Origin of the sequence: Streptomyces exfoliatus, from assembly GCF_000725545.1 — a bacterium.
Lineage (GTDB): Bacteria > Actinomycetota > Actinomycetes > Streptomycetales > Streptomycetaceae > Streptomyces > Streptomyces exfoliatus.
Genome location: NZ_JNZP01000003.1, coordinates 102,172 through 122,991, shown reverse-complemented (window position 1 = coordinate 122,991; position 20,820 = coordinate 102,172). Strand labels below are relative to the sequence as shown.

At 71.9% G+C, this 20,820-nt stretch carries 18 protein-coding genes, 1 tRNA gene and 1 pseudogene; 14 read left to right on the top strand and 6 right to left on the bottom strand.

Annotated features, from left to right (window positions below; genetic code table 11):
* Nucleotides 1–74: transfer RNA gene (locus IO20_RS0105500), tRNA-Ala, on the top strand.
* Between the two features lie 107 nt (nucleotides 75–181).
* Here IO20_RS0105500 and IO20_RS0105495 read toward each other — a convergent pair.
* A pseudogene (locus tag IO20_RS0105495) lies at nucleotides 182–940 on the bottom strand (collagenase); the annotation flags it as partial.
* A 351-nt stretch (nucleotides 941–1,291) separates the two neighbouring features.
* Nucleotides 1,292–1,771: a GNAT family N-acetyltransferase gene (locus IO20_RS0105490; protein ID WP_030546590.1), complete on the bottom strand. Its 480-nt coding sequence runs from the start codon at nucleotides 1,769–1,771 to the stop codon at nucleotides 1,292–1,294.
* 50 nt (nucleotides 1,772–1,821) lie between these two features.
* Here IO20_RS0105490 and IO20_RS0105485 point away from each other — a divergent pair, with 50 nt between their 5' ends.
* Together IO20_RS0105485 and IO20_RS0105480 are read left to right on the top strand one after the other, a co-directional pair.
* Nucleotides 1,822–2,625: an exodeoxyribonuclease III gene (locus IO20_RS0105485; protein ID WP_030546589.1), complete on the top strand. Its 804-nt coding sequence runs from the start codon at nucleotides 1,822–1,824 to the stop codon at nucleotides 2,623–2,625.
* A 271-nt stretch (nucleotides 2,626–2,896) separates the two neighbouring features.
* Nucleotides 2,897–3,346, top strand: a complete 450-nt coding sequence (locus IO20_RS0105480) for an EF-hand domain-containing protein (protein ID WP_030546588.1) — start codon at nucleotides 2,897–2,899, stop codon at nucleotides 3,344–3,346.
* Nucleotides 3,347–3,620: 274 nt separating this feature from the next.
* On the opposite strand, the gene IO20_RS0105475 is transcribed toward IO20_RS0105480, so the two are convergent.
* Nucleotides 3,621–4,259, bottom strand: a complete 639-nt coding sequence (locus IO20_RS0105475; protein WP_037634709.1) for a MerR family transcriptional regulator — start codon at nucleotides 4,257–4,259, stop codon at nucleotides 3,621–3,623.
* Nucleotides 4,260–4,489: 230 nt separating this feature from the next.
* Between IO20_RS0105475 and IO20_RS0105470 the strand changes: the two genes are divergently transcribed.
* The 4 genes from IO20_RS0105470 to IO20_RS0105455 all read left to right on the top strand — a co-directional run bounded on the left by IO20_RS0105470 (nucleotide 4,490) and on the right by IO20_RS0105455 (nucleotide 8,180).
* A complete protein-coding gene (locus IO20_RS0105470; protein WP_030546585.1) occupies nucleotides 4,490–6,037 on the top strand; it encodes a flavin-containing monooxygenase in 1,548 nt (515 codons plus the stop codon).
* Nucleotides 6,034–6,960: an alpha/beta fold hydrolase gene (locus IO20_RS0105465; protein ID WP_030546583.1), complete on the top strand. Its 927-nt coding sequence runs from the start codon at nucleotides 6,034–6,036 to the stop codon at nucleotides 6,958–6,960. Before IO20_RS0105470 ends, IO20_RS0105465 begins: the two co-directional genes overlap by 4 nt.
* Complete coding sequence (locus tag IO20_RS0105460) at nucleotides 6,957–7,838, top strand: SDR family oxidoreductase (RefSeq protein WP_030546581.1); 882 nt, start codon at nucleotides 6,957–6,959, stop codon at nucleotides 7,836–7,838. Before IO20_RS0105465 ends, IO20_RS0105460 begins: the two co-directional genes overlap by 4 nt.
* Before the next feature lie 141 nt (nucleotides 7,839–7,979).
* A complete protein-coding gene (locus IO20_RS0105455) occupies nucleotides 7,980–8,180 on the top strand; it encodes a hypothetical protein (protein WP_030546579.1) in 201 nt (66 codons plus the stop codon).
* Nucleotides 8,181–8,244: 64 nt separating this feature from the next.
* Here IO20_RS0105455 and IO20_RS0105450 read toward each other — a convergent pair whose 3' ends face one another.
* Nucleotides 8,245–9,429: a barstar family protein gene (locus IO20_RS0105450; protein ID WP_037634742.1), complete on the bottom strand. Its 1,185-nt coding sequence runs from the start codon at nucleotides 9,427–9,429 to the stop codon at nucleotides 8,245–8,247.
* Nucleotides 9,430–9,491: 62 nt separating this feature from the next.
* On the opposite strand from IO20_RS0105450, the gene IO20_RS0105445 reads away from it, so the two are divergent.
* Entirely contained in the window at nucleotides 9,492–10,034 is a 543-nt protein-coding gene (locus IO20_RS0105445; RefSeq protein ID WP_051874295.1) for a GNAT family N-acetyltransferase, read from the top strand.
* On the opposite strand, the gene IO20_RS0105440 is transcribed toward IO20_RS0105445, so the two are convergent.
* Nucleotides 9,953–13,273, bottom strand: a complete 3,321-nt coding sequence (locus IO20_RS0105440; protein WP_037634706.1) for a S41 family peptidase — start codon at nucleotides 13,271–13,273, stop codon at nucleotides 9,953–9,955. The two genes, IO20_RS0105445 and IO20_RS0105440, sit on opposite strands and share 82 nt — an antisense overlap.
* Nucleotides 13,274–13,492: 219 nt before the next feature.
* Between IO20_RS0105440 and IO20_RS0105435 the strand changes: the two genes are divergently transcribed.
* Together IO20_RS0105435 and IO20_RS0105430 are read left to right on the top strand one after the other, a co-directional pair.
* Nucleotides 13,493–14,065 carry a TetR/AcrR family transcriptional regulator gene (locus IO20_RS0105435; RefSeq protein ID WP_030546571.1) on the top strand — a complete coding sequence of 191 codons (573 nt, stop codon included), beginning with the start codon at nucleotides 13,493–13,495 and terminating at the stop codon, nucleotides 14,063–14,065.
* 123 nt (nucleotides 14,066–14,188) lie between these two features.
* A complete protein-coding gene (locus IO20_RS0105430) occupies nucleotides 14,189–16,351 on the top strand; it encodes an MMPL family transporter (RefSeq protein ID WP_030546570.1) in 2,163 nt (720 codons plus the stop codon).
* A 54-nt stretch (nucleotides 16,352–16,405) separates the two neighbouring features.
* Here IO20_RS0105430 and IO20_RS0105425 read toward each other — a convergent pair whose 3' ends face one another.
* Nucleotides 16,406–16,765: an SsgA family sporulation/cell division regulator gene (locus IO20_RS0105425; RefSeq protein WP_030546568.1), complete on the bottom strand. Its 360-nt coding sequence runs from the start codon at nucleotides 16,763–16,765 to the stop codon at nucleotides 16,406–16,408.
* A 178-nt stretch (nucleotides 16,766–16,943) separates the two neighbouring features.
* On the opposite strand from IO20_RS0105425, the gene IO20_RS0105420 reads away from it, so the two are divergent.
* The 4 genes from IO20_RS0105420 (at nucleotide 16,944) to IO20_RS0105405 (ending at nucleotide 20,798) form a co-directional block, all read left to right on the top strand.
* Entirely contained in the window at nucleotides 16,944–17,999 is a 1,056-nt protein-coding gene (locus tag IO20_RS0105420; RefSeq protein ID WP_030546566.1) for an energy-coupling factor ABC transporter permease, read from the top strand.
* 1 nt (nucleotide 18,000) lies between these two features.
* Complete coding sequence (gene cbiQ / locus IO20_RS0105415) at nucleotides 18,001–18,762, top strand: cobalt ECF transporter T component CbiQ (protein ID WP_030546564.1); 762 nt, start codon at nucleotides 18,001–18,003, stop codon at nucleotides 18,760–18,762.
* Complete coding sequence (locus tag IO20_RS0105410; protein ID WP_245684871.1) at nucleotides 18,759–19,505, top strand: energy-coupling factor ABC transporter ATP-binding protein; 747 nt, start codon at nucleotides 18,759–18,761, stop codon at nucleotides 19,503–19,505. The genes cbiQ and IO20_RS0105410 overlap by 4 nt, the downstream gene beginning before the upstream one ends.
* 72 nt (nucleotides 19,506–19,577) lie before the next feature.
* Entirely contained in the window at nucleotides 19,578–20,798 is a 1,221-nt protein-coding gene (locus IO20_RS0105405) for a serine hydrolase domain-containing protein (RefSeq protein WP_051874285.1), read from the top strand.
* The last annotated feature ends 22 nt before the right edge of the window (nucleotides 20,799–20,820 follow it).

Sequence of the window (20,820 nt, the reverse complement as noted above, 5' to 3'; positions counted from 1 at the left end):
GGGCCTGTGGCGCAGTCTGGTAGCGCACCTCGTTCGCATCGAGGGGGTCTGGGGTTCAAATCCCCACAGGTCCACAGACACCGGGAATCCCGTCCGATCGAAAGATCGGGCGGGATTTTCGTCGTTCGGTCATGCGGTTCAGGCGTGCGGGGCGTCCCGTTCCACGACGACCCGGTCAGGCGCCCGCGGCCACCGCTGTGAGCCAGGCGTTCCAGTCGCTCTCGTAGTCGAGCGAGGTGAGGAAGGAACGCGCGGCGGCCCAGTCGCCGGTGCGGTAGTGGCCCAGCACGGTGGCGACGTCGGCCGGGTGCCTCTCGATCATGTAGCGGGCGGCGAGGTAGCCCCAGTTGTACGTGCGGTTGACGTCGCTGTTGGCGTAGGTGGTGTCGAAGAGCGTGCGCAGGGCGTACGTGTGCTTGCCGGCCTCGGCTATCGCGTTGGTGTAGGGGACGCCGCGGTAGGAGTAGGAGACGTACTCCGCGATGCCCTCGCCCCACCACACGGTGGGGGTGGTCTGGCTGTCACCGAAGTCGCCGTACAGGTCGTAGCGGCCGTCGAGGTAGTGGGTGTACTCGTGGTTCAGGTTCCAGATCTGCCACCCGGGGCTCACGTCGGTGCGCTCGTAACAGATGAACCGCGGCTGGTTGCCCGGCGCTGAGGGATCTCCCTCCAGGTACATGCCGCCGTTGTTCGTGTCGATGCCGTAGATCTTCCTCGCGTAGGCCTTGTAGTCGGCGCTCGAGTTGAAGACGTCGACCTCCAGGGTGGTGTTGAGGTCGTTCGCGACGGGCCCGGAGTCCTTGACCACGCTGTGGAAGTAGGCGTCCTGGTTCGCCAGGCTCGCGCACGTCGCCGCCAGTTGGGCGGCGGTCATCTCCTGGGCCCGGATCCGGAGCGACGGGCTGCAGTTGTGGACGATCGGCAGGATTCGCGATTCCAGCCCGCCGCCGGTCGCGCCAGGGGCGGCTTTGGCGGTGCCGTGGGCCGGGCGCTGGCCCGGGTCCGCGAAGACGTGGGGCGGCGGGGGCTCGGCCGAGGCCGCCTGGGCGGGAGCGGCCGCGACGGCTGCGATGAGCAGGGCGGTGACGAGGGCCATGGCGCGCAAGATTCACTCCTGGGAGGGGGGAGGGGATCCCGTCCGTGACGGGCTGCGCTGTAAAATGGCACATGTCACATGGCTTTTCAATGCTGTTCACAAAGTTGACGGACCGTGCGCAACGCAGAGCCGCACCGCCTCGTCGACGAGGCGGTGCGGCTCCGTGTTCTATGGGCGCCCTGCGGTGAGGTCCCGTCAGGTCAGCGGCTTGGCGAAGCAGCGGCTGTTGGGGTAGTCGCGGTAGTGGCCGAACTTCGCGCAGGGTTCGTAGCCGCTGGAGGCGTAGAGGGCTATCGCCTCGGGCTGGGCCGTGCCCGTTTCGAGGACCATGCGGGTGCGGCCGGCCTCGCGGGCGTCGGATTCCAGGGCTGCCAGGATGCGGCGGGCCAGGCCCAGGCCGCGGGCCTCGGGGATCACGTACATGCGCTTGAGTTCGGCGTCGCCGTTCTCGTAGCCCTGGTCGTTCTTGTCCTGGGTGCGCCAGCCGCCGGTGGCGACCGGGCTGCCCTCGGAGTCGTACGCCAGAAGGTAGAGGCCGTGGGGCGGGACGAACATTCCGGCGTCCAGCGGTGTGACATCGCCCTCGTCGTCGTAGCGGACGGCGTACTCCGCCTGGACCGCGTCGTTGAGTTTGACGGCGTCGGGGTGGTCATAGGGCGTGGGCTGGATGTTCATGCGGAGTATCGTACATGTATGCGGTGTGGTGGTGTCGGTATTCTCCCGGGATGCTCACTGTCACCAGCGTGAATGTCAACGGGATTCGGGCCGCCGCCAAGAAGGGCTTCGTCGAGTGGCTGGCCGGCACCTCCGCCGACGCCGTCTGTCTCCAGGAGGTGCGCGCCGAGGAGGCGCAGCTGCCCGTCGAGGTCCGCGCGCCCGAGGGCTGGTTCACCGTCCACGCCCCCGCCGCCGCCAAGGGGCGTGCCGGGGTCTCCCTCTACACGCGGCGCGAGCCCGACCGGGTGCGCGTCGGCTTCGGGTCGAGCGAGTTCGACGGCAGCGGCCGGTACGTCGAGGCCGACCTGCCCGGCGTGACCGTCGCCAGCCTCTACCTGCCCTCCGGCGAGGTCGGCACCGAGCGTCAGGACGAGAAGTACCGGTTCATGGGGGAGTTCCTGCCCTATCTGAAGGAGCTCAGGACCCGGGCCGCCGCCGACGGCCGTGAGGTCGTCGTCTGCGGCGACTGGAACATCGCCCACCGCGAGGCCGACCTCAAGAACTGGCGGGCCAACAAGAAGAACGCCGGCTTCCTGCCCGAGGAGCGGGAGTGGCTCGGACGGGTCCTCGACGAGGCCGACGGGGGGTACGTCGACGTCGTGCGGGCGCTCCACCCCGAGCAGGAAGGGCCCTACTCCTGGTGGTCCTACCGCGGACGGGCCTTCGACAACGACTCCGGCTGGCGGATCGACTACCAGATCGCCAGCCCGGGTCTCGCCGCCAAGGCCGTGAAGGCCTACGTCGAGCGGGCGGCCACCCATGAGCAGCGGTGGAGCGACCACGCGCCCGTGACCGCCGTCTACGAGCTGTAGATCGATTCGTCGGCTGATTTCGCCGGTCGATTCTTCGTTCGGATTTCGCGTGGTGGCGTGCGGGTGGAATCGCCTGATGCGGGCGGAGTGTCCCGTGTCGTCGAGGTGGGGGTGCCGGTCGACCGGTCTGGGTGCCGCGCGTGCGTGCTTCCGGCCCGACCGCTCGGCGCCCGGCTCTCCGCGCTTCGTGCTCAGGGCGACCGGTGCTCTGACACGCTGGGTCGCGACACGGTTACCTCCGTGCCACGACGACAGGGGCGGACGGACGCGCATGACACAGGAACAGAGCGAGACGCTGTGGGACCGGTTCAACGAACTCAACGCCGACGGCACCGGCGTCAGCCAGAAGGACGTGCGAGCTCTTCTCGTGGACGAGGGCGGATTGGAGCGGGCGGCCGTCGATGCGCTGCTGCGCGACGTTACCGGGGGCGCCGACGCCCGGATCGACGCCAGGAGCTTCATCGCCATGGTTCCGAAGCCCGTGGGGACGCCGACGGAGCAGGTGCAGCGGATGCACGACGCGTTCAAGGCCCTCGACACCGACGGCGCCGGCATCACGCAGGCCCAGCTCCGTCAACTCCTCCTGAACCTGGGCTACGCGCTGACCTCGCCGGAGGTCGACGAGCTCATGAAGGAGGTCGTCGTGGACAGCGAGGGGCGGATCGCCCAAGACGCGTTCACCGACATGCTCGTCACCGGCTACCCCCTCGCGTCGGCATAGCGGCCGGAGCCGCGTCCCGGGCCGAACCCGCCCCCGCCGAGGCACGACGGGGGCGCTGTCCCGGACCTCGACGGACGTGGTGACCTCGCCCTCGCCCTTGCCGGGAGCCGGGAGCCGGGAGCCGGACCGCAGCCGGTCAGTGCGAAGGCCACGACCGTGGCCGCCGCGGTGAGCGGTATCCGCTCGGTCCTCGTGCGTTCTCCCGTTCCTTCGGTGCGTGGAACCGGCCGTAGGAGCGGGGTGATGAAGAACTTTCGAAGAACCTGTCAGGCGGTCATGAGGCCGCTTCCCCGGGGGGCGTGGGGCGCAGCCGCCGGTCGAGCGCCATCGACAGTTCGGCCTCCACCACGCTCTTGGCGAGGGGGCGCAGCCGCCACAGGTCGTCCTCGGCGGCGTGGGTGCGCAGCAGGTCGGTGAACAGCTCCGCGAGGGCTTCGGCGTGCTCGCGGACCCGGGCGCCGGCCTTGAGGACCTCGGCGAGGGGGACGCCCTCGCGGACGAGGGCGGCGGAGACGTCGAGCAGGCGGCGGCTGATGTGGACGATCTCCTCGCCGTCGGTGGCGAGGTAGCCGAGGTCGAGGGCGGCGGCGAGGTTCTCCGGGGTGACCTCGCCGGCGAAGTGGTCGGCGAGTTCCTCGGGGGTGAGGCGGACGGGCTCCTCCTCGCTGGGGGAGTCGAGCGCGAGGACCTCGCGGACGTTCCGGCCGCTCTCGAAGGCGCTGGTGAGGTCGGCGATGCCGGTGAGGGTGTGGCCGCGTTCCAGGAGGGCGGCGATGGTGCGCAGCCGGGCCAGGTGCTGTTCGTCGTACCAGGCGATCCGGCCTTCGCGGCGGGGTGGCGGGATCAGGCCGCGTTCGCGGTAGAAGCGCAGGGTGCGCACGGTGATGCCGGCGGCGGTGGCCAGCTCCTCCATGCGGTACTCGCGTACGCCGGCCTGTGCTCCTGGGGGCGTGCCTGCGGGAGCGCCCTTGGCCGCGCCCGTGCGTGCATCCCTGTCCGATCCTTCTGCCACGCACGCCAGCCTATGTTGTACCGCCGGTAACTTTCCCTTGCCGTACCCCTACCGCTCGGTATGGAGCTGCTCTACAGTCCCGACTGTGCCAGTGATTGCTGGCGTGATTGGCCGGGCGCACGGGAGGCGGCATGGCGAAGCACGAGCACGTACGGGTGGCGGTGATCGGATCGGGATTCGGTGGCCTGGGGGCCGCCGTCCGGCTGCGCCGCGAGGGGATCACCGACTTCGTGGTCCTGGAACGGGCCGACTCCGTGGGCGGCACATGGCGGGACAACAGCTACCCCGGCTGCGCCTGCGACGTCCCCTCCCACCTCTACTCCTTCTCCTTCGCGCCCAACCCCGACTGGCCGCGGACCTTCTCCGGACAGCGCCACATCCGCGCGTACCTGGAGCATGTCACGGACACCTTCGGGATCCGGCCCCACCTCCGCCTCGGCCGCGAGGTGCTGCGGATGGAGTGGGACGCCGAGGCGCTCCGTTGGGAGATCGAGACGAGTCAGGGCTCCTTCAGCGCCGAGGTCGTCGTCTCCGCCACCGGGCCGCTCTCCGACCCCAAGATCCCCGACATCCCCGGGCTCGCCGACTTCCCCGGCAAGGTCTTCCACTCCGCCCGCTGGGACCACGACTACGACCTCACCGGCAAGCGCGTCGCCATGATCGGCACCGGCGCCTCCGCCATCCAGATCGTGCCCGCGATCCAGCCCCAGGTCGCGAAGCTGACCCTGTTCCAGCGCACACCCCCCTGGGTCATGCGCCGCATGGACCGGGCCATCAGCGGCCCCGAACGCTGGCTCCACCGCGCCGTGCCCGTCACCGGCACCCTGCGGCGCGGTCTGCTCTGGGGCATCCGCGAACTCCAGGTCGGCGCCTTCACCAAGCACCCGAACGAACTCGGGCTCGTCGAGAAGCTCGCCAAGGCCAACATCGCCAAGGCGATCAAGGACCCGGTGCTCCGGGCCAAGCTGACGCCCTCGTACCGCATCGGCTGCAAGCGGATCCTGCTCTCCAGCACGTACTACCCGGCGGTCGCGCAGCCCAACGTCGACGTCGTCGCCTCCGGTCTGCGCGAGGTCCGCGGCTCGACCGTGGTCGCCGCCGACGGCACCGAGACCGAGGTCGACGCGATCGTCTTCGGCACCGGCTTCCACGTCACCGACATGCCGATCGCCGAGCGGGTCGTCGGCGCGGAGGGGAAGACCCTCGCCGAGAGCTGGAAGGGCGGCATGGAGGCGCTGCGCGGCGCCACCGCCGCCGGATTCCCCAACTTCATGACGGTCATCGGCCCCAACACGGGCCTCGGGAACTCCTCGATGATCCTGATGATCGAGTCCCAGCTGAACTACATGGCCGACTACCTGCGCCAGCTGACCCTGCTGACTCCTTCCGGCCTCGGCGGGCGCGCCGCCCTCGCCGTCCGGCCCTCCGCCGTCGGTGCCTGGAACCGCAAGGTGCAGGCCCGGATGGAGCGGACCGTGTGGAAGGCGGGCGGCTGCGAGAGCTGGTACCTCGACGCCAACGGACGCAACACCACGCTGTGGCCCGGCACCACGGGCGAGTTCCGGCGCGAGACCCGGCAGGTCGACCTCTCCGAGTACGAGGTGCTGCGCGCGCCCAAGCCGGTCGCGGCGCCGAAGAAGACCCGTACCGCCGCCCGCGAGCAGGAGGCCGCCCAGTGAGCCGGCACCTGACCTCGCTGCCCGCCTCCCGCGAACTCACCGCCGTCTCCGCCGACGGCGCCCGGATCCACGTCGAGGTGTACGGCCCCGAGGGCGCGCCCGCCGTCGTCCTCGCCCACGGCTGGACCTGCTCGACCGCCTTCTGGGCCGAGCAGATACGGGCGCTCGCCGCCGACCACCGGGTCATCGCCTACGACCAGCGCGGCCACGGAAAATCCCCCGCCGCAGGCCCCGGCGGATACTCCACGACGGCGCTCGCCGACGACCTGGAGGCCGTGCTCGCGGCCACCCTCGGCCCCGGCGAGCGGGCCGTCCTGGTCGGCCACTCCATGGGCGGCATGACGATCATGGCGGCCGCCGGACGCCCCGGCTTCCGGCAGCACGCCGCCGCCGTCCTGCTCTGCTCCACCGGGCACTCCCGGCTGACGGCCGAGGCCACCGTCGTACCGCTCCCGCCGGGCGGTCTGCGCAGCCGCCTCACCAAGGCGGTCCTGGGCGCGAAGGCGCCGCTCGGACCGGTCAACGCCGTCTCGAAGAGGATCCTCAAATACGCGACGATGGGACCGGGGTCGGCGCCCGAACGCGTCGACGCCTGCGCCCGGATCGTGCACGCCTGTCCGCGCGGGGCGCGGTACGGCTGGTCGCAGGTGCTGGCCGGCCTTGACCTCGGAGCGGGTTTGCGGGAGCTGCGGCTGCCGGTGGCCGTGCTCGTCGGCACCGCCGACCGGCTCACCCCGCCCGTCCACTCCCGCGCGATGGCGGAGGCGCTGCCGCACTGCACGGGGCTCGTCGAACTGGCCGGCATGGGCCACATGACACCGGTGGAGGCCCCGGAGGCCGTCACCGCGCAGATCCGCGAACTGACCCTCACGTACCTGGGAGTGAAGTCCGAGGAGCGGGAGATCGAGGAGGCAGAGGCATGAGCAGGGTGAGCCTGGAAGGGCAGGTCGCGGTCGTCACCGGAGGGGCCCGGGGCGTCGGCGAACTCCTCGCCCGCAAGCTGTCCGCGCGCGGCGCGAAGATCGCGCTCGTCGGCCTGGAGCCGGAGCAGCTCAAGGAGGTCGCCGGCCGGCTGCACACCGAGGCCGACTGGTGGCACGCCGACGTCACGGACCACGAGGCGATGGCCCGGGTCGCGGCCGAGGTGAAGGAACGGTTCGGGAAGGTCGACATCGTCGTCGCCAACGCCGGTGTGGCGGCGGGCGGTCCGTTCGTCGACTCCGACCCCGTCGCCTGGCGGCGGGTCATCGAGGTCAACCTCATCGGCGGCGCGGTGACGGGCCGGGCGTTCCTGCCGGTCCTCATGGAGTCCCGCGGGTACTTCCTCCAGATCGCCTCGCTCGCCGCGCTCACCCCGGCGCCGATGATGACGGCGTACTGCGCCTCGAAGTCGGGCGTCGAGGCCTTCGCGCACAGCCTGCGCGCCGAGGTCGCGTACAAGGGGGTGAAGGTCGGCGTCGGCTACCTCTCCTGGACCGACACGGACATGGTGCGGGGCGCCGACCAGGACGACGTGATGAAGGAGTTGCGGCAGCGGCTGCCGTGGCCCTCGAACCGCACGTACCCCCTCGGCCCGGCCGTCGACCGGATCGTGGCGGGCATCGAGCGGCGTTCCGCCCATGTGTACGCGCAGTGGTGGCTGCGCGGGATGCAGTCGGTACGCGGCTACCTCCCCGGCCTCATCGCCACGGTCGGCCAGCGCGAGATGAAGCGCTTCGAGCCCCGTCTGGGCTCGGTCTCCAAGGGCTTGGTGGGCGCGGGCGGAGCGGCGGACGAACAGGAGCGGACGGAGCGCGCCTGACGGCGGCCCCTACGGCTTCTCCTGCGGCCTTCACGTTCCGTAACTGATCGAAATGCGTGGAATGTTTGCCCGTGCAAGGCTGGTCGAGGCCAGGGGGCGCGAAGCCCCCTTCCTCTCACAGCCTTCTAGGAGTGAACTTCCATGGGCATGCAGGACCAGTTCAAGAACAAGTCGGAGCAGCTCAAGCAGCAGGCCAAGGAGGCCATGGGCAAGGCGAAGGACGAAGCGTCCGAACGCGCCTCCCAGGGCCGTGAGCGCCCCGAGGAGCAGGCCCGCCGGGCCCGCCAGGAGGCCCAGGACCGCATGGACCGGGAACGCATGGCCCAGGACCGCGACGCCTGACGCACCGTTCCGAACAGCAAAGGCGCACCCGGAACCCGGGTGCGCCTTTCGCGCGTTGGACGCCTCAGGCCTCCACGACCCGCATCCCGTCCTCGGCCAGGGCGCTGAGGATCGATGCGAAGAAGTCGTACGGCTCGCCCTCCGGCGACAGCCGCCGGGAGAGGTGCGTGCGGGCGACGGCGGAGTCCCGCCAGACCAGGGTGCCCGGCGCGGTGAAGCCGAAGAACCCGCCCAGACAGTCGTGGAGAGCGCCGAAGTTTCCGCCGAAGTAGCCGCCGGGGCCGTTCACCGCCTCGCCGAGGGCGAGCCAGAGGCCGGGTTCGTCGGTGACGTACCGGCCGTCGAGTTCGTACGTGCTTCCCGCCGGCCGGTCCTGGAACGTGCGGTGACCGGCCCGTTCCCGGACGAGGTCGTGCCAGGCACCGCGCAGCCGGGTGTCGAGCCCCGCCCAGGCGGCGGGCTCCTCCGGCGGTCCCGTCAGCCAGCGCTCCCACACGGGCCGGGCCCACGCGGGGACGGGATGGTGGAAGGTGCCGTCCAGCTCCAGGTCGATCTGGTCGATCAGGTCGGTCTGGTCGGTCTGGTCGGTCTGGTCGAGCTGGTGGGTCTGGTGGGTCTGGTGGGTCTGGTCGGTCGGCTCGGAGCCGAGCGCCGAGGGTCTCCACCCGGCGACCCGGCCCCACATCAGCCGCCCGGTCAGCGGCTCGCCCCGCCGGTCCCGCAGCTCCAGCTCGACCTGTTCCAGTTCCAGCGCCCGCCGGGTCCCCTTCTCCAACGCCGCCCGCAGCCGCTCGCCCGGGACCAGGCCGCGCAGGACGAGCGGGGGACGGGGACGGGGGGCCGGCTGGACGCGGGTGAACTCCTCGCAGGAACCGAGCCATCGGCGCCCGTCGTGCAGCCGGACGGGACCCCGGTGGCTCTCGGGCGGGCCCATGTGGTCGTCCTCACCGGTGAGGACGAGGTCACCCGTCACGCGGACGGCCTCGGCGTCCGTCAGGAGCCAGGCGTCGTGCTCCCGGTACTCCGCGGGCTCCGGGTGCTCCGGGTGCTCCCAGGGCGAGCGGCCGCGCTCGTCGTCCGCAGGAACCAGCCACACGGACTCCCCGAGCCATCCCTCCCGCGCGCCCGCACCGTCCGGCACCCAGCCCCTGAGTTCGTACGTCCCGCGCTCGGGATCCCCGTACAGCCCCTCCACCGTGGGGCAGACGCCCCAGACGTGGTCGTCCTCGGTCCTGGTCAGCGCGTGCATGGCGAGCATGATGGCGCATAACCCGCGCGCGTCGCGCGGTGGATCTTCGTACGGTGATCGGCATGGCCGTACTTGAGCGACTGCGATCCGATCACGCGTCCGCCCTGCTCGCCTTCGAGCGGGAGAACCGGGGGTACTTCGCCGCGTCCGTGCCCGATCGGGGGGACGCGTACTTCGAGGAGTTCGACGACAGGCATCGGGAGCTGATCGAGGCGCAGGAGGCAGGGGAGATCCACTTCCATGTGCTCGTCGGCGAGGGCGGGGAGATCGTCGGGCGGATCAATCTCGTCGACGTCGTCGACGGGGCGGCCGAGCTGGGGTACCGGGTGGCCGAGCGGGCGGCCGGGCGCGGGGTGGCGACGGCCGGGGTGCGGGAGGTGTGCCGGCTCGCGCGGGACGCGTACCGGCTGAGCCGGCTGACCGCCGTCACGACCCTCGACAACGACGGGTCGAGGGCCGTGCTGGGGCGGGTCGGTTTCGGTGCGGTCGGGAGCGTGACGATCGACGGGCGGCCCGGTACCGCTTACGAGTTGGACCTCGCCGGCGCCTGGCCGTTCTCCCTCGGCGGCAGTTTCGGGCGGGAGCGGTCCGGGAGGTCCTCGTAGCCCGGGGGGCTTGCCGCCGGGGTCTCCGTGAGGAGGGCGAGGGCGATGTGGACCGCGTCGTCGAGCTGGGCGTGGCGGCCCTCGGCCCAGTCGAGGGGGGTGCGCAGGACCGCGAGGTCGGGTTCGACGCCGTGGTTCTCCAGGGACCAGCCGTACTCGGGGAACCAGGCCGCGTTCATCGGGACGGTGATCTGGGTGCCGTCGCCGAGCCGGTGGCGGCCGGTCATGCCGACGACACCGCCCCAGGTGCGCTGTCCGACGACCGGGCCGAGGCCCAGGAGTTTGAAGGCGGCGGTGATCATGTCGCCGTCGGATGAGGTGGCCTCGTCGGCCAGGGCGACCACGGGGCCGCGCGGGGCGTTCGAGGCGTACGCGACGGGCTGGGCGTTGCGGGTGAGGTCCCAGCCGAGGATCCGGCGGGTGAGCTTCTCGATGACGAGTTCGCTGATGTTGCCGCCCGCGTTGCCGCGTACGTCGACGATGAGGGCGGGCCGGGAGACCTCCATGCGCAGGTCGCGGTTGAACTGGGCCCAGCCCGAGCCGCCCATGTCGGGGATGTGGAGGTAGCCGCAGCGGCCGCCGCTGACCTCCCGGACGACCGCCCGGCGTTTGGCGACCCAGTCCTGGTAGCGCAGCGGGCGTTCGTCGACGAGGGGGACGACGGCGACGCGGCGGGCGCGGCCCTCGCCCTCGGCGGGGGTGAAGGTGAGCTCGACGGTGGTGCCGCCGGTGCCGGAGAGCAGCGGGTACGGCCCGGTGACCGGGTCGACGGGCCGGCCGTCGACATGGGTGAGGACGGCGCCCTCGCGGATGCCGGTGCCGGCGAGCGGCGAGCGGGCCTTGGAGTCCGAGGACTCGCCGGGAAGGATCCTCTTCACCGTCCAGCCGGCCTCCCGGGGCACGAGGTTGGCGCCGAGGAGCCCCATGGGCCGCTGGTAGTGCGGCGGGCCCTCGTTGCGGCGGGCGGGCGTGACGTACGCGTGCGACGTGCCCAGTTCGCCCATCACCTCGCGCAGCAGGTCGGCGAACTCGTCGGGGGACGCGACCCGTTCGACGAGCGGCCGGTACTGGTCGAGTACGGCCGTCCAGTCGACGCCGCCCATGCCGGGCTCCCAGAAGTAGGCGCGGACGATCCGGCCGGCCTCGTCGAAGGCCTGCCGCCATTCGGCGCCCGGGTCGACCTCGTGCAGGATGCGCCGCAGGTCCAGGTAGACGGTGGAGTCGCCGTCCCCGGACTCGGTGGCGGGCACGGCCCGCAGCTCGCCCTCGTCGGCGACGACGAGCCGGGTGCCGTCGCCGCTGACCGAGAACCAGTCGAGGTCCTTGGCGAGTTCGCTCTTGCGGGCCTTGACGATGGAGAAGTGCTCCAGGGTGGGGCGGCCCGAGGTGTCGGCCGGGTTGGCGAAGGTCTCACCCAGCGCGCCCGAGATGGGCCAGCGCAGCCAGACCAGGCCGCCGCCGCTTACCGGGTGCAGGCCGGAGTACTTGGAGGCGGCGACGGGGAAGGGGGTGACCCGTTCGGGGAGCCCCTCGATCTCGACGGTGACGGTGCCGTCGCCGGTGTCCGTGTCGTCGTCGGCGGGGTCGAGGCCGCCGGCCGCCGGGCGCCCGTCGGGCAGCAGCGCGAACGGTGAGGGCGTCGCGGAGGAGAGCGGGACGAGGTAGGGGCGGCAGCCGAGCGGGAACGACAGGTCGCCGGTGTGCACGTCGTACACCGGGTCGAAGCCCCGCCAGGAGAGGAACGCGAGGTAGCGGCCGTCGCGGGTGAAGACGGGGTTCTCGTCCTCGAAGCGCCCGTTGGTGACGTCGACGACGGTCCGGGCGCCGGGGCCCGCGATCCGGGCCATCTTGATGGAGCGCAGGGAGCGGCCGATGCCGGGATGGGACCAGGTGAGCCAGTCGCCGTCGGGGGAGAACGCGAGGTCGCGGACGGGGCCGTTGACGGAGCGGATCAGCTCCGTCACCTCGCCGTTGGAGTCCTCCGTCGCGTCCAGGAGGAGGAGCCGTCCGTCGTGGGAGGCGATGGCGAGCCGCTCGCCGTCGGGGTCGGCGACGAGTTCCTCGACCCGCCCGAGGTCGCCGGAGGCGAGGCGACGCGGCGGCCGGTCGCCGCTGGCGCGCGGCAGGTAGCCGACCTCGACGGCGTCCTCGCCCTCGGCGTCGGTGACGTACGCGACCTGGCCGCCGCTGCCGAGCATCTCGGGGAGCCTGACCCGGACGCCCGGGGTGTCGACGATGGTGCGGGCCGGGCCGTCGCGGTGGGTCAGCCAGTACAGGCTGCCGCGCACGGAGACGGCGCTGGCGCGGCCGGTCTCGTCGACGGAGAGCGCGTCGATGTGGTGGGCGGCGGGCACCTGGTAGGCGCGCCTGCCGACGCGCGGGCCGCCGAGCCGTACGTCCAGTTTCCGGGGTCGGGAGTCGGCGGTGAGGGCGTCGACGATCCACAGCTCGCCGGCGCACTGGTAGACGACCCGGCGTCCGTCGCTGGAGGCGTGCCGGGCGTAGAACTCGGCGTGGTCGGTGTGGCGGCGCAGGTCGGTGCCGTCGGGCAGGCAGGAGTACAGGTTGCCGACGCCCTCGTGGTCGGAGAGGAAGGCGATCCGGCCGTCGACGGCCATGGGCGAGTCGAGGTGTCCGCCGATGTCGGGCAGCAGCCGTTCGCCGTGCAGCCACAGCCGTCCGGTGGCGCCGCCGAGGTACCGCTTCCAGGCGGCCGGTTCGTGCGGCGGCTTGCCCGTGAGGAGGAGGGTGCGGCGCTCGCCCTCGTGACCGCCGTGGCCGTCGATGACGGTGATGTCGGAGACCGGGCCCCAGGGCAGGCGTTTGCCGGGGGAGCCGTCGGTGGGGACGTCATAGGCCCAGGAGAAGTACGAGAAGGGCTGCCCGTGCGAGGAGACGGCGAGGATGTCGGAGCGGCCGTCCTTGTCGGGGGGCGTCCAGCCGCAGACCCGGGTGTCCGTCGAGCCCCAGTAGGTGAGCCGCCGGGCGGACCCGCCGTCCACGGGGACGAGATGGACCTCGGGGTCGAGGCTGCGCCAGTTCGTGTACGCGATCCGGCGCCCGTCCGGTGAGAAGCGGGGGTGGCCGACCCGCGTTCTGTCGACGGTGAGGCGCCAGGCCCGGCCGGGGCGCTCGCCCTCGGGAACGAGCGGGGCGATCCACAGGTCGTCCTCGGCCGCGAAGCACAGCAGGTCGTCGTGGAGGTGCGGGAAACGGAGATACGCGACGTCGTCACTCACCTCCCCATGCTTTCCGCGTGGAGGGGGTCAGGCAACTCGTACGTGTATGCGGGCGTCTTGTGGAGTGTGAACCAGCGTGGGAACCGGCGTGTGAACCGGCGTGTGAACCGTTGTGTGGTCCAGAACACGTACGAAACGGTTTCGTTTCGTTAGGGGCGGGGGTATCTTCGTACCGTACGAAACCGTTTCGTTCGCTGATATCGATCGGAGGCGCCGGCCATGGCGCGCAGCAGACTCACTCCCGAGCGGGAGTCCGAGCTGTACGCGGCCGTGCTCGACCTCCTCCGCGAAGTCGGCTACGACGCCCTCACCATGGACGCCGTCGCCGCCCGCACCCACTCCAGCAAGGCCACCCTCTACCGCCAGTGGGGGAGCAAGCCCGAGCTGGTCGCACGGGCGCTGCGGCACAACAAGCCGGCCGATCTCTCCGAGATCGACACCGGCTCGCTGCGCGGCGACTTCCAGGAGCTGATGGCGCGGACCGACGACTGCCAGATGGAGAAGGACTCCGCGCTGATGCGGGGTCTCGCCCATGCCGTCCACACCAACCCCGAACTGCACCGGGCGCTGCGCGAGCTGCTCATCGAACCCGAGATGAACGGACTCGACGAAGTGCTGCGCCGAGCGGTCCGCAGGGGAGAGGTCGACGCCGCCAACCCGGCGCTGAAGCTCATTCCCCACATGCTGATCGGTGCGTTCGTCGCCCGGCCGCTGATCGACGATCAGCCGGTCGACCGCGCGTTCCTCAGCGCCTATGTCGACGCCGTCGTGCTCCCCTCACTCGGCGTCTGAGCCCCGAAGCACCTGCTCCACCCGATCGACCCGCTCCACCTCTCTCCACCTGACGTCGAACCGCTCACGCCGTCGGGCCGGCTCCCCATGTCCTGTCCCACCCCACACTGGGAGTACGCCCCCGTGGCCACGTTCCTGTACAAGCTGGGCCGTTCCGCCTTCCGGCGCCGACGGCTCGTCGCCCTCCTCTGGGTGGCCCTCCTGGCGATAGCCGGGATCGGCGCCGCCACCGCGCCCGCCCCCACCTCCGGCTCCTTCTCGATTCCCGGCACCGAGGCCCAGCGCGCCTTCGACCTGCTCGAAGAGCGTTTCCCGGGCGCCGGCGCCGACGGGGCCACGGCCCGCGTCGTCTTCAAGGCCCCCGAGGGCCAGAAGGTGACCGACCCGGCCCACAAGGCCGTCGTCGAGGAGACCGTCGCCGCGCTGAAGTCCGGCTCGGACCAGATCGTCTCGGTCGCCGACCCGTACGCCACGCAGGCCGTGTCGCAGAACGGCTCGACCGCCTACGTCTCCGTCGCCTACAAGGTCAACGCGATGGAGCTGACCGACGAGACGCGCGAGGCCCTGACCCAGGCCGGGCAGAACGCCCAGGGCAAGGGGCTGACCGTCGAGGTCGGCGGTGACGCCCTCCAGACCATGCCGGCGACCGGCGCGGGCGAGATCGTCGGCGTGATCATCGCCGGCATCGTCCTGGTCATGACCTTCGGCTCGCTCGTCGCCGCGGGACTTCCGCTGCTCACGGCGATCATCGGCGTCGGCATCGGCGTCTCGTCGATCGCCGCGCTCGCGAACGTCCTCGACCTCGGCAGCACCACCTCGACCCTCGCGATGATGATCGGCCTCGCGGTCGGCATCGACTACGCCCTCTTCATCGTCTCCCGCTACCGCGCGGAGCTCGCCGAGGGCCGCGAGAAGGAGGACGCCGCGGGCCGCGCGGTCGGCACGGCCGGCTCCGCCGTCGTCTTCGCCGGACTCACCGTCGTCATCGCCCTGGTCGGCCTGGCCGTCGTCAACATCCCGATGCTGACGAAGATGGGCTTCGCCGCCGCCGCCACGGTCGTCATCGCCGTACTGATCGCGCTCACCCTCATCCCGGCCCTGCTGGGCTTCGCCGGCGACAAGGTCATCGGCCGCAAGCAGCGCAAGGGCCTGAAGAAGGAGGCCGACGACAAGCCGAACGGCGGCACCCGCTGGGCCCGCCTCGTCATCCGCCGCCCCGTGACGGTGCTGCTCATCGGTGTCCTCGGACTCGGTGCGATCGCGCTGCCCGCCGCCTCCCTGGAGATGGGCCTCCCGGACGACGGCGTCAAGCCGACCTCCACCACCGAGCGCCGGGCGTACGACGCGCTCTCGGACGGCTTCGGCCCCGGCTTCAACGGCCCGCTGCTCGTCGTCGTCGACGGCGACAAGGCGGCCGCCGACAAGACGGTCTCCGCGATCAAGGGCCTCGAAGGCTGGGCGGCGGTCACCCCGGCGACCCCGAACAAGGCCGGCGACGCCGCCATGATCACCGTGGTCCCGAAGGACCGGCCGTCCTCGGTCGCCACCGAGACCCTCGTCCACGACATCCGGGACGCGACCGGCGACGACGTCCTCGTCACCGGCGCCACCGCGATGAACATCGACTTCTCGCAGAAGATGAACGACGCCCTGGTGCCGTACCTGGCCCTCGTCGTCGGCCTGGCCTTCCTGCTCCTGACCGTGGTCTTCCGCTCGATCCTCGTCCCCCTGAAGGCGGCCCTCGGCTTCCTGCTCTCGGTGGTCGCGGCCCTCGGCGCGGTCGTGGCGGTCTTCCAGTGGGGCTGGCTCGGCAGCCTCTTCGGGGTCGAGCAGACCGGCCCGATCATGTCGATGATGCCGATCTTCATGGTGGGTGTCGTCTTCGGTCTCGCGATGGACTACGAGGTCTTCCTCGTCACCCGGATGCGTGAGGCGTACGTCCACGGGGAGCGGCCCGGCGAGGCGATCGTGACCGGCTTCCGGCACAGCGCCCGGGTGGTCACCGCCGCCGCGGTGATCATGATCGCGGTCTTCTCCGGCTTCATCGGCATGACGGACCAGATGATCAAGATGATCGGCTTCGGCCTGGCCGTCGCGGTCCTCTTCGACGCCTTCGTGGTCCGGATGGCGATCGTCCCGGCCGTGCTCGCGCTCCTCGGGCACAAGGCCTGGTGGCTGCCGAAGTGGCTGGACCGGATCCTGCCGAACGTGGACGTGGAGGGCGAGGGTCTCGCGAAGCGCGACGAGGAGGGTGCCGGCTCGAAGCCGGACCTCGTCAAGGCCTGATCCCGTACTCGGTAACCCGTACTCGGTAACCCGTACTCGGTATCCCGTACGCCGTCAGTGTGTCGTCATCGACGCACCGGCGGCGTACGTGTGCTTGAGGAAGCGGAGCAGTGCCGTCGTGTCGAACTGGACGACCGTGACCCCGTCGTTCGTGTGGAGCTCGACGATCGTCTGGACCCGGCCGCAGGGCCAGACCTCGACGTCGCCGCGACGGGTCGGGGCGCGCAGGCCGGTCTCCAGGAGGGCCCGGGGGAAGGACCACTCGACGGCGCCGGGGAATCCGAGGCGGATCGTGGCGGGGGAGAACGCGGGGTCGTAACGGAGGGACACCGGGACCGGGCGGGAGAGCGGCGCGTCGCTGATGATCCGTCCCTTGGCGTGGTCGTCGACTTCGCGGTCCTGCGCGGCGGCCATCGGAGGGCTCCTCACGTTTTGTCCTCTTATCGACTATTGTCCTCCTCATTCCCGAAGCGGGCGCGATGCATGCCTCGACGGCGACGGGTGTGCGCGGGGTCACGTGCGACCGTGCGCGGCCGTTCTGTGACACGTGCGCTCTTGCAACCTCTTTGCAGGAGCGTTCATCATTCGGGACGTGCATGTACCTGACGGATTCATCAACGCCCCCGTATCGGCCGTCGCCGGTGTCGTCGCCGCCGGCGCCGTCGCCGTGAGCCTGCGCGGAGCGCGGCGCGAACTCGGAGGCGCCCCCGGTGCCGAAGGCCACGGCGGAGACCGTACGGCTCCGCTCGCCGGGCTCGTCGCCGCCTTCGTCTTCGCCGTCCAGATGCTGAACTTCCCGGTCGCCGCCGGAACCAGCGGACACCTGCTCGGCGGCGCGCTCGCCGCGATCCTCGTCGGCCCCTGGACCGGCGTCCTGTGCATCGCCGTCGTCCTGCTCATGCAGGGCGTCCTCTTCGCCGACGGAGGCCTCACCGCCCTCGGCGTGAACATCACCGTCATGGGCGTCGTCACCGTCGTCGTCGCCTACGCGCTCTTCCGCGGCCTCGTCCTCCTGCTGCCCCGCACCCGCGCCTCGGTGACCGCGGCCTCCTTCGTCGCCGCGCTCGTCTCCGTACCGGCCGCGGCCGCCGCCTTCACCCTCGTCTACGCCGTCGGTGGCACCACCGACGTACCGCTGCCCAAGGTCCTCACCGCCATGGTCGGCGTGCACGTCCTCATCGGCATCGGCGAGGCCGTCATCACCATGCTGACCGTCGGCGCGGTCATCGCCGTCCGCCCCGACCTCGTGTACGGCGCCCGCGGCCTGACCGCGCCACTCAAGCTCCGCGTCGACGGCGAACTGGTCGACGCCGTCCCGGCGGCCGCTCCCGCGACCGGCGGCTCCCCGAGGAAGCTGTGGATCGGCGGAGTCGTCACCGCCCTCGTCCTCGCCGGCTTCGTCTCCTTCTACGCCTCCGCCAGCCCCGACGGCCTGGAGAAGGTCGCCGCCGACCAGGGCATCGACGCCAAGGCCCAGGAGCACGCCGCCGCCGGCTCCCCGCTCGCCGACTACGGCGTCGAGGGCGTCGAGACCGCCCGTCTCTCCGGCGGCCTCGCCGGTGTCATCGGCGTGGGCGCGACCCTCGCCGTCGGCACGGGCGCGTTCTGGGTCGTACGTCGCCGCAGGGCCGCCGCCCTGGAGGCCTGACATGGGGGCAGGCCACGCCCACAGGCTCTACCGGCACGCGCACTCGCCGGTCCACGAGCTGCCCCCGCACACCAAGCTCGCCGCGGTCCTCGGCTTCGTCGTGGTCGTCGTCTCGACGCCCCGCGAGGCCGTCTGGGCCTTCGCCGGCTACGCCCTGCTCCTCGCGGCCGTGGCGGCGAAGGCCCGGATCCCGGCCGGCTTCCTGCTGAAGCGGCTGCTCATCGAGGTGCCGTTCGTCGCCTTCGCGCTGCTCATGCCGTTCGTCGTCCCGGGCGAGCGGACGACCGTCCTCGGAGTGTCCCTGAGCGTCCCCGGCCTCTGGGGCGCCTGGAACGTCCTCGCCAAGGGCACCCTCGGCGTCGCCGCCTCCGTGCTCCTCGCCTCCACCACCGAACTGCGCGCCCTGCTCCTCGGCCTCCAGCGCCTGAAGCTGCCCCCGCTGCTCGTCCAGATCGCGTCCTTCATGATCCGGTACGGCGACGTCATCACCGACGAGATGCGCCGGATGTCCGTCGCCCGCCGCTCGCGCGGCTTCGAGGCACGGGGCGTCCGTCACTGGGGCGTCCTCGCCAAGTCGGCGGGCGCGCTCTTCATCCGCTCGTACGAACGCGGGGAACGGGTCCACCTCGCCATGCTCAGCCGTGGCTACACGGGCACCATGCCGGTCCTCGACGAGGCGACCGCCACCCGCGCGCAGTGGGCGTACGCCGCCGCGCTGCCGCTCACCGCACTCCTGATCTGCCTCCTGGGATGGACCCTATGACCGCCGCCCCTTCGCTCGAGGTGCACGGCCTCGCCTACGCGTACCCCGACGGCCACCAGGCCCTGTTCGGCGTCGACCTGACCGTCGGACGCGGCGAACGGGTCGCCCTCCTCGGCCCCAACGGCGCCGGCAAGACCACCCTGGTCCTGCACCTCAACGGCATCCTCACCGGCGGCGCGGGCACGGTCACCGTCGCCGGGCTCCCCGTCGGCAGGAAGCACCTCGCCGAGATCAGGCGCAAGGTCGGCATCGTCTTCCAGGACCCCGACGACCAGCTGTTCATGCCGACCGTCCGCGAGGACGTGGCCTTCGGCCCGGCGGCGGCGGGCCTGCGGGGCGCCGAACTCGACGCCGCCGTCCGCAGGGCCCTCGACCGGGTGGGGATGGCGGAGTACGCCGACCGGCCGCCGCACCACCTGTCCTTCGGGCAGCGGCGCCGGGTCGCCGTCGCGACCGTCCTCGTCATGGAGCCCGAGATCCTCGTCCTCGACGAGCCGTCCTCCAACCTCGACCCGGCCTCGCGCCGGGAACTCGCCGACATCCTCAGGGGGCTCGACGTCACCGTCCTGATGGTCACCCACGACCTGCCGTACGCCCTGGAGCTCTGCCCGCGCGCGGTGATCCTCAGCGAGGGAGTCATCGCCGCCGACGGGCCCACCCGAGAGATCCTCACCGACGAGGAGCTGATGGCACGGCACCGTCTCGAGCTGCCGTTCGGCTTCGTGCCGAGCTCCGTGGCCTGAGCGTCGCCCGACCGCGTCGCCCGGCCCCGGAATCCGGCCCCGGAATCCGGCCCTCACCTCTCGCGTTGCACCATGGGAGCCGGTCGTGACCGTCGTGACGGTCGTACGAAAGGGAGAGTGGGTCGGGTGGACGTCCAGGGCACGGTGGCGGCGGGCTGGGAGCCGGTCAGGGACGCGTTCCTGCGCAACTTCGCACAGCGCGGTGAGCGGGGCGCGGCCGTCGCCGTCCACCGGGACGGCGTCAAGGTCGTCGACCTGTGGGCGGGCACCAAGGACGTCGACGGGCAGGACATGTGGTCCCATGACACCGCTCAGGTCGTGCGCTCCGCCACCAAGGGCGTCGCCGCCGCCGTACCCCTGCTCCTGCACCAGCGCGGCCTGCTCGACCTGGACGCCCCGGTCGCCGCGTACTGGCCCGACTTCAAGGCGGCGGGCAAGGACCGGGTGACCGTACGGCAGCTCCTCGCGCACCGCGCCGGCGTCCCCGTCCTCGACCGCCCTCTCACGCTCGCCGAGGCGACCGACCTGCCGACGGCCACCGCCGCCATCGCCGCCCAGGCCCCCTTCTGGGAGCCCGGCACCGGGCACGGCTACCACGCCCACACCTTCAGCTGGCTGCTCTCCGGCCTCGTCCACCAGGTCACCGGCCGCACCATCGGCAGCTGGGTCGCCGAGGAGATCACCGGCCCCCTCGGCCTCGACCTGTGGATCGGCCTGCCCGACGCACAGGCCCACCGGCTCGGGAGGCTCGGCCCCGTCGAGGAGATCGACCCGCCCGGCGGCGGCGCCCTCAGGCTCCGCCCCAAGCGCTCCGTCTCCGAGGCCTACGAGAACCCCGACTCCCTCACCCGGCGCGCCTTCGCGGCCATCGACCCCAAGCCCGACGAGAACGACCCGGCCTACCGGGCCGCCGAACTGCCCGGCTCGGCCGGAGTGGCCACCGCCCGCGCCCTCGCCGGCTTCTACGCGGCCACCCTCGGCCCGGTGAACGGCGCCGCACGCCTCTTCACCCCCGACACCCTCGCCCTCGCCGGGACCGAGGAGTCGGCGGGCCCGGACCAGGTGCTGCTCGTCGGCACCCGCTTCGGCCCCGGCCACATGCTGCACGGCCCGGCCTCCCCGCTCCTCGGCCCGTCCTCCTTCGGCCACCCCGGCCGCGGCGGCTCGCTCGGCTTCGCGGACCCCGACTCCGGCATCGCCTTCGGGTACGTCACCAACGGCATGCGCAAGACGGTGACGGCCGACCCCCGCGCCCAGGCCCTGGTGCGGGCGGTGCGGGCCGCGGCGCTGTAGACGCCGCGACGCTGTGGACGCC

What these genes read in the sequence shown, in the direction of transcription:
- IO20_RS0105490 (WP_030546590.1), bottom strand. Translation starts at nt 1,771, where the DNA reads ATGAACATCCAGCCCACGCCCTATGACCACCCCGACGCCGTCAAACTC.
- IO20_RS0105450 (WP_037634742.1), bottom strand. Translation starts at nt 9,429, where the DNA reads ATGCACGCGCTGACCAGGACCGAGGACGACCACGTCTGGGGCGTCTGC.
- IO20_RS0105405 (WP_051874285.1), top strand. Translation starts at nt 19,578, where the DNA reads ATGGGAGCCGGTCGTGACCGTCGTGACGGTCGTACGAAAGGGAGAGTG.
- IO20_RS0105475 (WP_037634709.1), bottom strand. Translation starts at nt 4,259, where the DNA reads ATGGAGGAGCTGGCCACCGCCGCCGGCATCACCGTGCGCACCCTGCGC.
- IO20_RS0105445 (WP_051874295.1), top strand. Translation starts at nt 9,492, where the DNA reads ATGGCCGTACTTGAGCGACTGCGATCCGATCACGCGTCCGCCCTGCTC.
- IO20_RS0105485 (WP_030546589.1), top strand. Translation starts at nt 1,822, where the DNA reads ATGCTCACTGTCACCAGCGTGAATGTCAACGGGATTCGGGCCGCCGCC.
- IO20_RS0105480 (WP_030546588.1), top strand. Translation starts at nt 2,897, where the DNA reads ATGACACAGGAACAGAGCGAGACGCTGTGGGACCGGTTCAACGAACTC.
- IO20_RS0105455 (WP_030546579.1), top strand. Translation starts at nt 7,980, where the DNA reads ATGGGCATGCAGGACCAGTTCAAGAACAAGTCGGAGCAGCTCAAGCAG.
- IO20_RS0105435 (WP_030546571.1), top strand. Translation starts at nt 13,493, where the DNA reads ATGGCGCGCAGCAGACTCACTCCCGAGCGGGAGTCCGAGCTGTACGCG.
- IO20_RS0105410 (WP_245684871.1), top strand. Translation starts at nt 18,759, where the DNA reads ATGACCGCCGCCCCTTCGCTCGAGGTGCACGGCCTCGCCTACGCGTAC.
- IO20_RS0105470 (WP_030546585.1), top strand. Translation starts at nt 4,490, where the DNA reads ATGGCGAAGCACGAGCACGTACGGGTGGCGGTGATCGGATCGGGATTC.
- IO20_RS0105425 (WP_030546568.1), bottom strand. Translation starts at nt 16,765, where the DNA reads ATGGCCGCCGCGCAGGACCGCGAAGTCGACGACCACGCCAAGGGACGG.
- IO20_RS0105460 (WP_030546581.1), top strand. Translation starts at nt 6,957, where the DNA reads ATGAGCAGGGTGAGCCTGGAAGGGCAGGTCGCGGTCGTCACCGGAGGG.
- cbiQ (WP_030546564.1), top strand. Translation starts at nt 18,001, where the DNA reads ATGGGGGCAGGCCACGCCCACAGGCTCTACCGGCACGCGCACTCGCCG.